At 70.1% G+C, this 15,755-nt stretch carries 11 protein-coding genes and 1 pseudogene; 8 read left to right on the top strand and 4 right to left on the bottom strand.

Features of this window, described 5'->3' with window-relative positions:
* The 4 genes and pseudogenes from LDQ05_RS17010 to LDQ05_RS16995 form a co-directional block, all read left to right on the top strand.
* A pseudogene (locus LDQ05_RS17010) lies at nucleotides 1–1,016 on the top strand (exodeoxyribonuclease V subunit gamma); the annotation flags it as partial.
* Nucleotides 974–4,363: a UvrD-helicase domain-containing protein gene (locus LDQ05_RS17005; protein ID WP_372461145.1), complete on the top strand. Its 3,390-nt coding sequence runs from the start codon at nucleotides 974–976 to the stop codon at nucleotides 4,361–4,363. The pseudogene LDQ05_RS17010 and the gene LDQ05_RS17005, both read left to right, overlap by 43 nt.
* Nucleotides 4,360–6,249, top strand: coding sequence for an exodeoxyribonuclease V subunit alpha (gene recD / locus LDQ05_RS17000; protein ID WP_226438135.1), 1,890 nt, complete (start codon nucleotides 4,360–4,362; stop codon nucleotides 6,247–6,249). The genes LDQ05_RS17005 and recD overlap by 4 nt, the downstream gene beginning before the upstream one ends.
* 46 nt (nucleotides 6,250–6,295) lie before the next feature.
* Complete coding sequence (locus tag LDQ05_RS16995; protein ID WP_226438134.1) at nucleotides 6,296–7,747, top strand: lipase maturation factor family protein; 1,452 nt, start codon at nucleotides 6,296–6,298, stop codon at nucleotides 7,745–7,747.
* Here LDQ05_RS16995 and LDQ05_RS16990 read toward each other — a convergent pair whose 3' ends face one another.
* The 3 genes from LDQ05_RS16990 to LDQ05_RS19885 form a co-directional block, all read right to left on the bottom strand.
* Nucleotides 7,748–8,332 carry a hypothetical protein gene (locus LDQ05_RS16990; RefSeq protein WP_226438133.1) on the bottom strand — a complete coding sequence of 195 codons (585 nt, stop codon included), beginning with the start codon at nucleotides 8,330–8,332 and terminating at the stop codon, nucleotides 7,748–7,750.
* The gene (locus LDQ05_RS16985) at nucleotides 8,329–9,468 is read right to left on the bottom strand and encodes a flavin-containing monooxygenase (protein WP_226438132.1); all 1,140 of its coding nucleotides are present in this window, start codon (nucleotides 9,466–9,468) and stop codon (nucleotides 8,329–8,331) included. Before LDQ05_RS16985 ends, LDQ05_RS16990 begins: the two co-directional genes overlap by 4 nt.
* Nucleotides 9,469–9,565: 97 nt before the next feature.
* Entirely contained in the window at nucleotides 9,566–11,197 is a 1,632-nt protein-coding gene (locus LDQ05_RS19885; RefSeq protein ID WP_287219798.1) for a helix-turn-helix transcriptional regulator, read from the bottom strand.
* A gap of 233 nt (nucleotides 11,198–11,430) precedes the next feature.
* Here LDQ05_RS19885 and LDQ05_RS16975 point away from each other — a divergent pair, with 233 nt between their 5' ends.
* Genes LDQ05_RS16975 through LDQ05_RS16965 form a run of 3 tightly spaced genes read left to right on the top strand, consistent with a single transcriptional unit; the run spans nucleotide 11,431 to nucleotide 13,854 of the window.
* Entirely contained in the window at nucleotides 11,431–11,922 is a 492-nt protein-coding gene (locus LDQ05_RS16975; protein ID WP_226438131.1) for a VOC family protein, read from the top strand.
* 44 nt (nucleotides 11,923–11,966) lie between these two features.
* Entirely contained in the window at nucleotides 11,967–13,286 is a 1,320-nt protein-coding gene (locus LDQ05_RS16970) for an MFS transporter (RefSeq protein WP_226438130.1), read from the top strand.
* A gap of 10 nt (nucleotides 13,287–13,296) precedes the next feature.
* A complete protein-coding gene (locus LDQ05_RS16965; RefSeq protein ID WP_226438129.1) occupies nucleotides 13,297–13,854 on the top strand; it encodes a pyridoxamine 5'-phosphate oxidase family protein in 558 nt (185 codons plus the stop codon).
* A 44-nt stretch (nucleotides 13,855–13,898) separates the two neighbouring features.
* Here LDQ05_RS16965 and LDQ05_RS16960 read toward each other — a convergent pair whose 3' ends face one another.
* Complete coding sequence (locus LDQ05_RS16960; protein ID WP_226438128.1) at nucleotides 13,899–14,945, bottom strand: DNA polymerase III subunit beta family protein; 1,047 nt, start codon at nucleotides 14,943–14,945, stop codon at nucleotides 13,899–13,901.
* 341 nt (nucleotides 14,946–15,286) lie between these two features.
* On the opposite strand from LDQ05_RS16960, the gene LDQ05_RS16955 reads away from it, so the two are divergent.
* Nucleotides 15,287–15,679: a DUF6037 family protein gene (locus tag LDQ05_RS16955; protein WP_226438127.1), complete on the top strand. Its 393-nt coding sequence runs from the start codon at nucleotides 15,287–15,289 to the stop codon at nucleotides 15,677–15,679.
* Nucleotides 15,680–15,755 lie beyond the last annotated feature (76 nt).

Below are 15,755 nucleotides of genomic sequence, written 5' to 3'. Positions count from 1 at the left end.
GGGCACCGGCCACGGCCGCGCGTCGTCCCCTCGTCGTGCCGGATCCCGGGGAATGTTCCGCTGGCAGCCCCGACGACGGCGACATCGCCCTCGACGATCTCGTCGCCTACCTCGTGCATCCCGCGCAGGCGTTCCTGAGGCAGCGGCTCGGCATCCGGATCCCCGACTCCGGGGAGGACATCGCCGACGCGCTCGACGTCACCCTGGATCCGTTGGCCCGCTGGGACCTCGGCGAACGCATGCTCGAGGCCCGCCTCGCGGGGGTATCCGCGGCGGACTTCCGTGCGGCGGAGTGGCGCCGCGGCACCCTTCCACCCTTCGCGCTCGGCGAACGCGAACTCGACGACGTCGCGCACACCGTGGAGGCGCTCGCCGCCGCGTGTGCTCCGGTGCATGCAGGACCGGCCCGCACGGTCGACGTCGTCGTCGATCTCGGGAACGGGCGTCGCCTCACCGGGACCGTCGGTGGTGTGCACGGCACCGTGCTTGCCCGCAGCACGTTCTCACGGCTCGCGGCCAAACACCGGCTCGCGGCGTGGACGCAACTCCTCGCGATCGCCGCGTCCGGACACGAGGGGCGGGACGGGGGGCACTGGCGCGCGGTGACCACCGGGCGTGCCCGCGGGCGCCTCCCGGCGTGGCGTTCGACGCTGACCGCACCGGCGAACGCCCGCGAGGTGCTCACCGAACTCGTCGACCTGCGTGATCGTGGCCTGCGTTCGGTGCTTCCCCTCGTGACGGGAGCGTCCACCGAGTACGCCGAGGCCCGGCACCGCGGGGACTCCGTCGAGATGGCACTCGACTCCGCGGCCCGCGCGTTCGGTGGTGGATTCGGCGACGGAAAGGACAGGCACGTGAGGTACCTGCACGGCACCGCCGTGGGCTTCTCGACGTTCACCGGCGACCCGCCGCACCCCGACGAGACGGGCCGGTACGACGAGCCGAGCAGGTTCGGGGTTCTGGCGCGGCGACTGTGGGAGCCGTTGCTCACACACGAACACCAGGGCCGTCCGTGACGGGGCCCGCCACCCGCACCCCGGGACATCGGAGCCCGCACCGGGAGACGCCGGAGAACCCGGACTTCGATCTGCTCGGCCCGCTCCCCGACGGCACCACCGTGCTCGAGGCGAGCGCCGGGACGGGCAAGACCTACGCGATCGTCGGGCTCGCCGTCCGTTACGTCGCCGAGGGCGTCGTCGACCTGTCCGAACTTCTCCTCGTGACGTTCAGCCGGGCCGCCACACAGGAACTGCGTGAACGCGCACGCGCCCGGTTCGCGGAGGTCGCGGCGGCGCTCACCGATCCCGTCGCCGCGGCCACCTCCGCGGACGAGTTGATCAGGCATCTCGCCGCGGGGGATGTCGACGCCCGCCGTGCGCGTCTGCACCGGGCCCTGTCGGACTTCGATGCCGCCACGATCGCCACCACCCACGGGTTCTGTCAGCGGATGCTCGACGAACTGGGTATCGCGGGTGAGCGTGAGGCGCACGTGACGGTCGTCGAGGACGTCGACGACCTCACGGAGGAGGTCGTCGTCGACGTATACCTGCGGCGGTACGGTCGCGGTGAACCGTTGATCGGTCTCGACGAGGCGCGTATCGCGGCGCGCGCCGCGATCTTCGACCCGCAGGCGGTCCTCGCTCCCGAGGGCGCCGACGGCACCGTCGCGGGTGAACGCGTCGATTTCGCCGCGGAGGTCCGCGCCGAGGTGGAACGCCGCAAGCGTCGCATGGGGCTGCGTGACTACGACGATCAACTCGCGTTGCTGCACCGGGTGCTCGCCGATCCCGAACACGGGGAGTCGGCGTGCGCGCGGGTGCGGGCCAGGTACCGGGCGGTTCTCGTCGACGAGTTCCAGGACACCGACCCGAAACAGTGGGAGATCCTGCGTCGCGCGTTCCACGGGCACCGCACACTCGTGTTGGTCGGCGACCCCAAGCAGGCGATCTACGCGTTCCGCGGAGCCGAGGTGCTGAGTTACCTCGAAGCCGTCTCCGAATCGCAGGCGCGGTGTGCGCTGACCGTCAACCGGCGCACCGACGCCGATCTCGTGGCCGCCCTCGATCATGTGTACGGTGGTGCGGCACTGGGTGATCCGCGGATCACCGTGCACCGGGTCGCTGCGGCCCGCGCGGGTTCGCGGGTTGCCGATGTCGCGCCGTTGCGGGTACGGCACCTGCCGCGCACCGGTGCGGGCCCGCTGGGTCGGACGGGTTTCCCCGCGGTCGGCCCGTTGCGTGCCGGCGTCGCCCGCGACGTGGCCGCGGACATCGTGGGCTTGCTGAGCGGCGCCGCCACCCTCGACCGTGGTGGCCGCCGCGAGCCGATCCGGCCCGGAGACATCGCCGTCCTGGTGCGCACCCACGCCCAGGTGGATCTCGTGTACGACGAGTTGTGCCGCACCGGCGTGCCGTGTGTGCTGGCCGGCGGCACCAGTGTGTTCGCGACCCCGGCCGCGACGCAGTGGCTGTGGACGCTGCGGGCTCTCGACCAGCCGCACCGCGCCGACCGGGTGCGGCTCGCGGCGATGACACCGCTGTTCGGCTACACCGCTGCCGACCTGGTCGCCGGTGGAGACGACCTCGTGGCCCGGGTCGGCGGTCTGCTCCGCGACCTCGCGTCGACGTTCACACGATCCGGCTTCGCCGCGCTGTTCGAGCGGCTCGCCACCGTCCGGGAACTCGAATCGCGTGTGCTGCAGGAGACGTCCGGGGAACGGGACCTGACCGACCTGCGACACCTGGCGGAACTGCTCGACGGTGCAGCGGTGGCGGAGTCGTCGGGGTTGCCCGCGTTGACACGATGGCTCGAGGACCGGGTGAACGAGCCGCGGCGCGGGCCCGCCGATCGCAGTCGCCGCCTCGACAGCGATGCGGAGGCGGTACAGATCCTCACCGTTCACGGCAGCAAGGGACTGGAGTTCCCGGTGGTGTACGTGCCGTACGCGTGGGACGGGTCGAAGAAACCTGACCCCGACACCCTGCTCCTGCACGACGACGGGCGGCGCGTCCTCGACGTCGGTGGCGAGGGCAGCCCCGGATACCGCGAACGACGCCGTGCCCACGACGCGGAGGAGGCGGGGGAGGAGTTGCGGTTGCTCTACGTCGCGCTGACCCGTCCCTGTGCGCAGTTGACGCTGTGGTGGGCGCCGGCCTTCTCGACGGGACGATCGCCGCTGCACCGCGTGCTGTTCGGTCGCGAACCCGGCGGCAGCGACGTCGCGGCGGCGGTGTCCGTGCCGTCGGACCAGGAAGTGGCGCAACGATTTTCTGCGTGGGCGCGCGCCGCCGACGGACTGGTCTCGGTGGAGCCGGTCGATGTCGGCGGCCGGACGACCCCGAGATGGGACCGGCCCCGCGGAGACGGTGCGGATCTCGCCGCAGCGCGATTCGACCGAGATCTCGACGAATCCTGGCGCCGCACATCCTATTCCGCGCTCACCGCGTCGGCGCACCACGACCCGGGCGTAGGCAGTGAGACGGAGGAACCGGCGAAGGACGACGAACCCGACGAGCCGCCCCTCGACGGTACGACCTCGGACACGGCCACCGGCGGCATCCCGTCGCCGATGAACGATCTGCCCGGGGGCACAGTGTTCGGCACCCTCGTGCACGCCGTGTTCGAGGTGGTCGACCCGTGCGCCGCCGACCTGCCTGCCGAACTCGCGCGATGCTGCCGTGACGTGGTGGCGGAACAGCTCTCCGAGGTCGATCCCGACCGGCTCGCCGAGGCGCTGCTGCCGGTGCTGCGTACGCCGCTCGGTTCGCTCGGCCGCACCCTCGCCGACATCCCGACGTCCGATCGGCTCGCGGAACTGGACTTCGAGCTGCCGCTCGCCGGCGGGGACAGACCGGTGGCCGCGACGGTCACGGTCGACGCGATCGCCGATCTGCTGCGACGTCATCTGCCTGCGGACGACCCGATGCTCGGATACGCCGACCGGATCGGCGAACTCGACGCCGTGCCGCTGCGAGGCTTCCTCACCGGAAGTATCGACGCGGTGCTGCGCATTCCGGAACCCGACGGTCCGCGGTTCGTGATCGTCGACTACAAGACGAACCGGCTGGCGCCCGGTGAGTCGACCAGCGACCACTACACGCGCGAGGCGATGGCCGCGGAGATGCTCCGCGCCCACTATCCCATGCAGGCACTCCTGTATTCCGTGGCACTGCACCGGTATCTGCGGTGGAGGATGCCCGGATACGTGCCCGAACGGAACCTCGGCGGCGCGCAGTACCTGTTCGTGCGCGGCATGGTCGGTGCCGATGCCCCCTCGGGCAGCGGAGTGTTCGAATGGCATCCGCCGGCGGCGCTCGTCACCGAACTGTCCGAACTCCTCGCGGGAAGGGCGGTGGCGATGTGACGGATCTGCTGATCGCGCAACGGGGTAAGGGAGCGTTGCGGGAGTTCAACGAGGCGGGGGTGCTCGCCGCGGGCGACGTGCACGTCGCGCTGAGGTTGGCGCAACTCGGCGGTGACGGTGACCCCGACGTCCATCTCGCCGCGGCGCTCGCGGTCCGCGCGGTCCGTGCGGGGTCGGTGTGCCTGGATCTCACCCGTCTGCGCGAGGTCACCGTCGCGGAGGACGAGGACGGGAACCCCGCCGTCGACCCCGCCACACTGCCGTGGCCCCGCGACGACGCCCTGCTCGCCGCCCTGCGACGCAGCCCCCTCGTCGTCGGTGGTGACCGCGGTGCACTGCGCCCGCTACGGCTCGTCGACACCACCGAGGGACCTCTGCTGTATCTCGACCGGTACTTCCGCCAGGAACAGACCATCCGCCGTGTCCTCGCCGACCGCGACACGAGCGTTCCGCACGTCGATGCCGCACGCCTGTCCGAGCACCTGGACCGGCTGTTCCGCGACCAGACCGATCACACGCGCCCGGCCCCGGCACCGGACCGACAACGCGTCGCGGCGGCGCTCGCCGCCACCCACCGGACCACCGTCATCGCAGGTGGCCCCGGCACCGGCAAGACCCACACCGTCGCCCGGATCCTTGCGCTCGTCGCCGCCCTCGACGGTGACGGGGTGCGCATAGGCCTCGCTGCCCCCACCGGCAAGGCCGCCGCCCGCCTGCAGGAATCCGTGCGCGAACAGGAAACCGAGCTGGTACTGCCGCCGGGCCTGACCGCGATGACACTGCACCGCATGCTCGGCTGGTTTCGGGGACGACCCCGATACCATGCGGGCAACCACCTGCCGTACGACCTGATCGTCGTCGACGAGACATCGATGGTGTCGCTGACCATGATGTACCGGTTGCTCGAGGCCGTGCGCCCGGACACCCGGCTGGTCCTCGTCGGCGACCCCGACCAACTCGCCTCCGTCGACGCGGGCGCGGTGCTCGCCGACCTCGTCGCGCGACCGGTCGCCGGTACTCTCGCCCCCGCCTTCGTCCGGGCGACGGCCCGCGACCTCGAGACCACCGGCGCGCACGGATCCGACGATCCGCGAGAGACCGCGTTCGGTCCCCGCGAGCACGACCGCCTGCGGGGCGGTGTGGTGCGGCTGACCCGGGGGCGACGTTTCGGTGGCGACATCGCCGGGCTCGCTCGCGCCGTGCGTGACGGCGACGGAGACCTGGTGATGTCCATCCTGCGCAGTGGCTCGTCGACGATCGAGTTCTGCGGTCACGACGACCTCGATGCGCTGAAGCGCGACGTGTTGCGGACGTCCGCGGCGGTGACCTCCGCCGCCACCTGCGGTGACATCGACGGTGCACTCGCCCACCTCGACACCCACCGGCTGCTGTGCGCGCACCGCGACGGCCACTTCGGGGTGCAACGGTGGGCGAGGCAGGCAACCGAGTGGGTCGCGGTGTCGACCGGTCGCCGCCCCGACCCGGACGGGTGGTATCCAGGCCAACCGCTGCTGGTCACCGAGAACGACTACGACGCGCGGATCTACAACGGTGACACCGGTGTCATCGTGCGCCGTGACGACGGCGAGCTCGTCGCCGCGTTCGCGCGCGGTCAGCAACCGTTCGTGCTGCACCCGAGCCGGCTGGCGTCCGTGCAGACCGTGTACGCGATGACGATCCACCGCAGCCAGGGCAGCCAGTACGACACCGTGTCGGTGGTGTTGCCCAACGAACAGTCGACGCTGCTCACCCGCGAACTGCTGTACACGGCGATCACCCGTGCCCGTACGAAGGTCCGCATCGTCGGCACCGAGGACGCGGTGCGTGAAGGGGTGGGTCGCCGGGTGCTGCGAGCCAGCGGATTGCGCCGCCGGATCGGCATCTGACCGGTATCGCGCGTCGTCGCGTGCCACGCTGGATGCGGGAGTGGCGATGGAGGTCCTGGACGCGACCGGGTACACGATCGGACGGCTCGTGCTCGTCCGTGGACTCGGTGCGCTGTTCTTCGTCGCTTTTCTCGGTGCTCTACTGCAGTTCCGGGGCCTGATCGGCAGTCGCGGGCTGCTGCCCGTCCCGGAGTTCGTCGCGGCCACACCGTTCCGCCACGCGCCGAGCGTGTTCCACCTCCACTACAGCGACCGGTTCTTCGCCGCCGTCGCGGGTGCCGGGCTGCTGCTGTCCGCCGGCACGGTCGCCGGTGTCACCGAACGACTGCCGCTGCCCGCGTACGGTGCGGTGTGGATGCTGATCTGGGCGCTGTACCTGTCCATCGTCGATGTCGGTCGGGTCTGGTATTCGTTCGGGTGGGAATCGCTGCTGCTCGAGGCGGGTGTACTCGCCGCCTTCGCGGGCAACGCCGAGACGGCGCCGCCGTGGCTGGTCCTGCTCCTGGTGCGTTGGCTGCTCTTCCGCGTCGAGTTCGGCGCGGGCATGATCAAGTGGCGCGGCGACCGCTGCTGGCGCGACCTGACGTGCCTGTACCACCACCACGAGACCCAACCGATGCCCGGCCCGTTGAGCCGGTGGTTCCATCTGCTGCCGCGACCGCTGCACCGTGTGGAGGTCGTCGGCAACCACGTCACGCAACTCGCGGTGCCGTTCGCGTTGTTCCTGCCGCAGCCCGTCGCGGGCACCGCGGCGGGCATCATGATCGTCACCCAACTGTGGCTCGTGGCGAGCGGAAACTTCGCGTGGTTGAACTGGATCACCATCGTGCTCGCCGCGTCGGTGATCCCCGACGGATTCTACCGCGCCGTGTTCGGCGCGGGTGAGACCGTGTACGCGCCGACACCGGTGGTGTTCACCGCGACGGTGATGCTGCTGACCGTGCTGGTGGCGGTGCTCAGCCGTCGGCCCGTGCAGAACCTGCTGTCGCCGCGGCAGGCGATGAACGCGTCCTTCAACCGGTGGCACTTCGTCAACGCCTACGGGGCGTTCGGCAGCATCACCCGGGTACGGCGGGAGGTGATCGTCGAGGGCACCACCGACATCGTCGACACTCCCGCGACACGCTGGCTCGAGTACGAGTTCAAGGGGAAACCCGGTGATGTGCTCCGTCGTCCGCGCCAGTTCGCGCCGTACCACCTGCGCCTCGACTGGCTCATGTGGTTCGCGGCGATCTCCCGCGAACACGCCGAGGGGTGGTTCCCGCGTTTCGCCGCGAAACTGCTCGACGGCGAGCCGTGCGTATCGACGCTCCTGCGGCACAACCCGTTTCCCGACACGCCGCCGGCCCGGGTGCGGGCGCGTCTGTTCCGCTACCGGTTCACCACCCGTGCCGAGCACCGGGCGACCGGTGCGTGGTGGGTCCGGGAAGAACTCGGCGTCTTCATGGCGCCGATGGCACGCGCCGATCTCGCGCCGTTCCGTCCGCCCGGATCGTGATCACCAGAGTTCGTAGTCGCTGTCCGACACCGTGAAACCGTGCTGCCCGGTCTCGCAGGTGACACCGGCGGACGCGTCCACCGAGCACGAGAACGGTCCCACTGTGAGGGTTTCGCCGTACGGCAGGGACTGTGCCGAACGGGTGGGATCCATGAACGCGATGTCGCCGATGCTGACGAACTCGGCGGCGGACAGGGCGCCCAGGAGCACGACGTTCGCGGGGACGGTCACATCGGGGGCGCCGCTGCCCGGTACCCGGGGCGCACTCGCCGGCATCGTGCCCTGGCACCCGGCGATCGGATCGCTCTTCATCAGGATCGCGCACTCGAACTTCCCGCTCTCGGACAGGAAGTAGTACACGGCCGGATCGGTACCCCGGTAGTCGTCCGAGTTCGCCTCCACCGGCGCGGTCGTGGTGGTCGTGGTGGTCGTGGTCGTCGTGGTTGCGGTGGTGGTGGTCGGGGTCGCGGTGCCGGTGTCGGCGGCGGTCGCCGCCCCGTCCACCGTGCTGCTGCAGGCTGCCGCGGTGCACAACGCGACCGCGGTGAGTACGAGTGACGATGTGGTTCGGCCCCGGCTGATCATGCCGGGAGCATAGCCTCCGACTCCGGGCGCCGTTCCGTCAGATCCCGGACGACGAAGCGGGCGTCGTCGCCGGCGCCGCCGATGAGCATCGAGCGGAACGAGGATTGGAAGGTCAGTCCCGTGAAATACAGTCCGGGGGAGTCCGTGACCACGCCGCGCCGCTCACGCGGCCACCCCTCGTCGTCGAACACCGGAAGGGTGATCCACGAGAAGTCGTGATGAAATCCGGTGCACCATACGACATTCGATGTTTCGATGATGTGCCCGTCGTCGAGGACGGGGAGTCCGTCCCGGACGCCGCACACCCGCGCAGTGACCCGTTCGATCCCGCGTGCGGCGAGGTCGGCGCGGCGCACCCGGAGCAGCGGGGCGCCGTGATGCCGCACGTAGCCGCGCATCCGTCGTCCGATCGGGGTGTGCAGCGACAGCGCGTGCCCCCACGCGAACCACACGATGGGGAACAGCACCTTCATGCGCCGACTGTCGATGCGCAGGGGCATCTGCCCGGTGTCGCGCCCGCAGAGGATCGTCGGATGCGACTCGGCGACCTCGAACGCGATGTCCGCGCCCGAATGGGACGCGCCGACGACGAGCACCGGGCCGGGCTGCAACTGTCCGGGATTGCGGTACTCGCTCGAATGCAGTTGCGACACAGCGGGGTCGATGGCGTCCGCCCACTCGGGCACGGTCGGGGTGCGGCCGTGTGTCCCGGTGGCGACGACGACGTTCGAGGCGAGGTACCGGATCGAACCGCAGTCCACGACGTAGCGGTCGTCGAGGCGGTCGATGCGTCGGACCCGGGTGGAGAGCCGGACCGGGAGGTCGAACACGGTCGCGTAGCGTTCGAGGAACTCGGCGACCTCGTCCTTGGTCGGGAACGACCGCGGCGAAGCGGGAAACGCCATGCCGGGCAGCCCGTCGCGACTCGCCGGACTGTACAGTCGCAGCGAATCCCAGTGACAGCGCCAGTTGTCGCCCAGGCGGGCGTTCGCCTCGAGGACGACGAAGCGGCGCCCGCGGCGCGCGAGATGGTATCCCGTGGACAACCCGGCCTGGCCGCCGCCGACGACGACCGTGTCGATGTATTCGTCCGGTGCGGAGTGTTCGTTCGGTGTGGGGACGGTGTCGTTGTTCATGCCCCGACGGTACGAGCAGCACCGACGCCGGGGCATCGGGCGAAATATGCAGATCTGCGGTACCACCGACATGGGTACCGAGTGGGTGGTGGACCGGTCAGATCAGGTGGTGTTCGAACGCGTACGCGGTGGCCCCGGACCGTGACGAGACACCCAACTTGCCGAAGATGTTGCTCAGGTGACGGGCCACGGTCTTCTCGCTGAGGAACAGTTCGGCGGCGATCTCCCGATTGGTGCGCCCCGCCGCGACCACCCGGAGCACCTCGACCTCGCGGCGTGTCAACGATTCCGCCGTGGCCTGCGGCGGCAGCGCGCTCCGGACCCGGTCGAGTTCGGGCATCGCGTGCAGCGCCCGGAAGGTGTCCGCGGCGGCCTCGAACTCGAGGTGCGCGGTCTCGTGGTCGCCGAGAGCGCTGCAGCACCGGCCCTGCGCCGCGCGCACCAGCGCGCACCGGTACGGTGCGTCGAGTTGTTGCCACCACCGCCACGCGGCCCGCAGCTGTTCGAGCGCCGCCGCGGCGTCGCCGGCGGCGAGCAACACGATGCCCGTGGCGTACGCCGCCATCGCGTGGAGCGCGGGAGCCTCGGCGTGGGCCGCGGCCGACGTGAGCTCGTCGGCGCAGGCACGGGCACCGTCGAGGTCTCCGGCGGCGAGCCGGATCTGCACGGCGGCGTCGAGCAGTCGCAGCCGGTACAGCGGACCGGCCTCGGCGAGGGCACGGTCGATGCAGCCGAGCGCGGTGTCCACATCGCCCTGCGCGAGACGCAGCAGCGCCAGTCCCGGTTCGGTGTCGTGCCCGGCGCGAGCGGAGCGTCGGTAGGACGCGTCCGCGGCGGTGTACTCGCCGCGGAGGCGATGCAGTTCGGCGAGTTCGTACAGTGCCAGTCCCACCGCCGGGTCGTGGCGCGGACCCGACATGTGGGTGCACGCGTCGCGGATGCGGGCCATCGCCTCCGTCCACTGCCCGTGCAACTGAAGCAGTTCGGCCCGGTGCACCATGCACTGCCCGCGGAACGGCACCAGGTCGGGGCGGTCGTCGCACCACCTGCCGAGCGCCCGGGTCCATTCGGCCGCACGTCCGAGCTGGAACGTCTCGTGACAGGTGATGATGACGGCGCAGTACGCGATACCCGCCGCGAGCGGCGAGACCGCCGGTCCGGCGACGGACACGAGGATGTCGTCGAACACGACGAGACCGCCGTGGACGTCGCCGAGCAGCAGACGCGACTGGCCGAGTCCCACCCCGCTGAGCACGGTGAGATCCACGTGCCCGGTCGCGACACCCACCGCGTGGGCCCGTTCGAACACCGGAAGGGCGGCTGCCGGATCGCCGCCGAGCAACGTGCCGATCGCCGGAGGCACCGTCAGCAGGGCCCCCACCGGACCGTCGATCCCGGCGTCGTCGAGCATCCGGCGTGCCCGTGTGAGCCAACCGGCGGCGCGGGCCGGTTCCCCGAACGCGGAGCCGAGAATGTAGGAGAGTCGGAACGCGCTCTCGGCGGCGCGTTCGGGGCGCGCGGCCGCCAGATGCGCGTCGGCGGCGCGTTCGAGCAGCTCTGCGCACACGCTGCCGGCGCCGACCAGATAGGCGGCCTGCCCGGCACGGTCGAGGTCGTCGGCGCACAGCGGAACGATCCGATCACACGCGCGGAAGCACTCCAACGACCGAGCCCACTGCGATCCGTCGTAGGCGTCGCGGGCCCGGCCGAGCACGTCCGTCACGTCCATCCGCACTCCTATCGCAGCAGGTGGGCGGATCGTCGTCGCTTCCGGAGTCTACGCCGGGCGCGTACCGACGTGGCTCACAGCGCTGGTGTGAGCCTCACAGCGGTGTCGGCTGCCGGTTGCGTTGTGAGCCTGGCATTCGCCTTGTGAACCCCGAGTCATGGGCCCCGTGATGAGTTCTGCCGCCGCTGCGGGTCTGTCGTTGACGGGGGGACCCGAGAGAAGGAGCGTCAGCGATGCCGAAGATCAGACCGTGGCTGTGGTTCGATATGAACGCCGAAGAAGCCGCGGAGTTCTACACGAACGTCTTCCCGAACTCGAGGATCGGAGAGGTCACCCGGTATCCGGAGACCGATCCCGACATCACGGGAATCTCGGTCCCGCCGGGCACCGTCATGTCCGTCGAGTTCTTCCTCGACGGACAGGTGTTCTACGGACTCAACGGCGGCCCGATGTTCCAGTTCAGTGAGGCGGTGTCCTTCGAGATCCACTGTGACGGGCAGGACGAGGTCGACCACTACTGGAACGCGCTGACCGCGGACGGTGGTGTCGAATCCCAGTGTGGATGGCTCAAGGACAAGTTCGGTGTGTCGTGGCAGGTTGTGCCGAAACAGCTCTACGAGCTGCTCGCGAACCCGGACAAGGCCGCCGCGCAGCGGGCGACCGACGCGATGATGAAGATGCAGAAGATCGACGTGGCTGCCATGGAGGCGGCTGCGCGGGGCTGAGGTGACCCCCGGAGCCGACCGGTTCCGGGTGTAGCTTCCCGTCCATGACGACACGCACCCGACGGCTCGACGAATTGCCGTTCACCCGCCGACACGGTCGGCTCCTCGTCGGGTCCGGGGTGGGGTGGGCGCTCGACGCGATGGACGTCGGGCTCATCTCGTTCGTCATGGCGGCGCTGGCCGTGCAGTGGAATCTGTCGTCGACGCAACTGTCGTGGATCGGATCCGTCGGATTTCTGGGCATGGCGATCGGTGCGTCCGTCGGGGGACTCCTCGCCGACCGGATCGGTCGCCGCCAGGTGTTCGCGGTGACGCTGCTCGTGTACGGGCTCGCGACCGGTGCAGCGGCGCTGTCGACGTCGGTGGCGATGCTCATCGCCCTGCGGTTCGTCGTCGGACTCGGCCTCGGGGCGGAACTGCCCGTCGCTTCCACGCTGGTCAGCGAGTTCGCACCGCGGAAGGTGCGTGGCCGGGTCGTGGTCGCGCTCGAGGCGTTCTGGGCGGTGGGGTGGTTGCTCGCCGCGCTCATCGGTTACTTCGTGGTGCCGGTGGGCGACGACGGGTGGCGCTGGGCGTTGGCGGTCGGGCTCGTTCCCACCGCGTATGCGCTCGTCGTCCGCATCGGGCTACCCGAATCGGTGCGGTTTCTCGAGGGCGCGGGCAGACATGCCGAGGCGGAATCGATCGTCCGTGACTACGAGGCTGCGGCGGGTGTCGCAGCTCCCACCGGCGACTCCGGCGAACCCGACCCGGAACCGGACGCACCGGATGCACCCCGCCGATCGGTGTGGGAAGCGGGACTGCGCCGACGCACCGCCGCTTTGTGGATCGTGTGGTTCGGCATCAACTTCTCGTACTACGGCGCGTTCATCTGGTTGCCGAGCCTGCTCGTCGCACAAGGCTTCGACCTCGTCCGATCCTTCGAATACACGCTGATCATCACCCTCGCCCAGCTCCCCGGTTACGCCGTTGCCGCCTGGCTCATCGAAGTGTGGGGACGGCGCATCACGCTCGCCGCGTTCCTCGCCGGCTCGGCGGCATCGGCGGCCCTGTTCGGGCTCGCCGATACTCCCGTGACGATCGTCGCGGCAGGAATGGCGCTGTCGTTCTTCAACCTCGGAGCGTGGGGCGCCCTGTACGCGATCGGCCCCGAGCTGTATCCGACGTCGGTGCGCGGCGCAGGAACCGGCTCGGCCGCCGCCTTCGGGCGACTCGCCTCGATCATCGCACCGCTGCTCGTTCCGGTTCTACTCGACGGCGGCGGAAACCCCCTGGTGTTCGGAGTGTTCGCGGCCGCGTTCGTCGTCGCGGCGGTCGCTGCGGTCACCCTGCCCGAGCGTGCGCGCGTCGCACTCGAAGACTAGGACCACGGCCGTGACGACGAAGGACGAGATCCTCGACCTGATCCGGGCATCACTGCACGCCGCGACCGTGCAACGCACCCCGTTCACCCTCGGATATCTGGGAACGATCGGGCTCGACGGCAGCCCCCGGGTTCGCGCGGTCATCCTCCGCCGCGTCGATCCGGGACACGACCGCATCATGTTCGCCACGGATGTGCGCTCGGAGAAGGTCACCGAGATCCGGCGCGTGCCCCGCGTCGCGCTGACCGTCACCGACGATCGGTGCGGTGTGCAAGTGCGCTGCGAAGGCCGTGCCGGTCTCGTCGACGATCCGGAGGAGCGGGCCGCCGCATGGGAGACGTTCGCACCGCACAGCCGCGCCCTGTACGACTCACCGCTCGTTCCGGGCAGCCCACTCGCCGCCGAGTCGCTGTGCCGCGGTCACGACTCGACCGCATTCGAACGCTTCGCGTGGGTGGGCATCGACGTCGACCGGTTCGACCGGTTGGACCTGTCCGCCTCACCGCACACCCGGTGGGTGCTCGACCGGCGCGACGGTGGGTGGAACGGTCGACGCGTCGTTCCCTGACCGTGTCGTCGATCGCACCCGCCGCCGGTCGGCGGTCGATCCGGTCATCGAGGTGCCCCTTCGGGTTTCACCGGCATGGCGAGGGTCGTGAGATCACCGCGGTCCGCCGACCGGACGGTGACGGGCAGGTCGGGGCCGCGCAGATCGAGCATCACATCGGGGCCGATCGCGGTGCTCACGGCGGGGTGGAAGGTCGTGAGGTGGAACGAGATCCGCATACCCGGTCCCGACACGTCGGCGGTGATCGGGTGCTCGTCGACGTGGAACGCGTCCGCTCGAGCCGTCAGTGTGACGCTGTCATCGGTGGCCTCTTCCAGCGCCTGCAGCAGTGCATTCTTGGCGACGGTGACGCGGGTCGAGGGGGTCGGCAGGGCAGTGAGCATCGCACGGTGGTCGGGGAACGGCTCGGCCACCAGTCGGCAGTGCTGATCGTCCCGGCCCGTCAGGCGAAGACGAATGTCGTGCGGCGAGGCCTCGACATGCACGGTGGTGCTGCGTCGGATCTCGGACACCGCGGCACGCAGATCCGCGCCGTCGACCGTCGCCGACCAGATGGACGATGCGGACTCGTCGGGAACCAGGGTGCGTGTAGCGAGGCGGTAGCGGTCGGTCGCGGTGAGCGTGACGGCATCGGGCCCGGCCTCGATGTGGATACCGCTCAGAACCGGCATCGTCGGTTCCTGCACGGTCGCGGTGAGGACCTGCTCGATGGCATCGGCCAGGACCGGGCCCTTCACGGTGGCGACGGGGAGACCCTCCGTCAGTGCTGCGGTGAGGTGCACGGCCGTGCGTCGTGCTGCTCCCGCGCTGTCGAGAATGCCTGCGACGTGAGCGTCGATGATCCGCGCTGCGGTGGCAGCGTCCGAGTCGAGGACCTCCCGGACGGCGGCGAGGGGCATGGCGATCTCGCGGAGTCGGCGGAGCATGTCCGCGCGGTCCGACTGGTCGCGACGATAGCGACGGTAGCCCGACACCGGGTCGACCTCGGCGGGGTGGAGGAGGCCGGCGTCATCGTAGAAGCGCAGGGCGCTCGGCGTCAGGCCGGTACGGCGGGCGAAGATGCCGATGGGCATCGGATCGGAAGTGTTCACACCGTCATGGTGGGGTTTCGACCAACTCGAAGGTCAAGCCGATCACCTCCGGTGGCGTGCGGTCTCGTGCCGATGGCGCCGTCTGTGGCGATGTCGACGACGTCGTGCGGTCGGGTGTTCACGGGTCGAGTCTGCTCCCTCGTGCTCGTGCTCGTGCCGGGCCGCGGACGGGGTTCGGCCGTCGACGAACGAGGGTGCGAGGCGGGCGAGGATTCGACGCGCGCGCCCACGTACTCACTTGCCGGGACAGCGGTTTTCTGGAATAATTCCAATAAATAGTTCTGGACCGATGTGCTGCGGCCGGACAGCCCCCGGTCGCAGCAGTCGAAGGAGAGATTCGGATGTTCACCGCCGACCGCCCACGCACCGTGACCCTCCCGCCGATGGTGCTCGGCGGGCTGCGGCACCTCCACCGTCAGATGGTCCGCAACAACGCGCAGACCGCCTCGTTCACGCACCGCGCCGGCGATGTCGTCTTCGACGTCTGCCTCGTCGTCGGCGAACACGAACCCGAACTGATCGTGCGCGCACCCGCACGGGGTATCGGATTCACGGTCGCCCTGTCCACCCACTTCCGCGCGGTGCCGATGCTCGACACCGACACCTATCGGCGCCTGTGCGAAACCCTTGCACCCCAACACGAACCGGATCCGGAGATCGTCGCCGACCTGCTGCGCAGCATCGTCGAACAGGCGCCCGCGGTTCTTGCGCGCACGCATCCCTGCGCGGCCTGACCCCGGCGGCCACGGTTCGCCCCCACCGCTGAGCGAACGTACCCCTCGATCGAGTCACTCGATCGAGGGGTACGTT

This window comes from Rhodococcus yananensis (assembly GCF_020515525.1).
In the GTDB taxonomy this organism is placed as follows: domain Bacteria; phylum Actinomycetota; class Actinomycetes; order Mycobacteriales; family Mycobacteriaceae; genus Rhodococcus; species Rhodococcus yananensis.
This window is presented reverse-complemented; position numbering and strand designations above follow the sequence as displayed.

Coding starts and splice junctions, on each gene's coding strand:
- LDQ05_RS16995 (WP_226438134.1), top strand. CDS start 6,296: ATGGAGGTCCTGGACGCGACCGGGTACACGATCGGACGGCTCGTGCTC.
- LDQ05_RS16990 (WP_226438133.1), bottom strand. CDS start 8,332: ATGATCAGCCGGGGCCGAACCACATCGTCACTCGTACTCACCGCGGTC.
- LDQ05_RS16985 (WP_226438132.1), bottom strand. CDS start 9,468: ATGAACAACGACACCGTCCCCACACCGAACGAACACTCCGCACCGGAC.
- LDQ05_RS19885 (WP_287219798.1), bottom strand. CDS start 11,197: ATGGACGTGACGGACGTGCTCGGCCGGGCCCGCGACGCCTACGACGGA.
- LDQ05_RS16975 (WP_226438131.1), top strand. CDS start 11,431: ATGCCGAAGATCAGACCGTGGCTGTGGTTCGATATGAACGCCGAAGAA.
- LDQ05_RS16970 (WP_226438130.1), top strand. CDS start 11,967: ATGACGACACGCACCCGACGGCTCGACGAATTGCCGTTCACCCGCCGA.
- LDQ05_RS16955 (WP_226438127.1), top strand. CDS start 15,287: ATGTTCACCGCCGACCGCCCACGCACCGTGACCCTCCCGCCGATGGTG.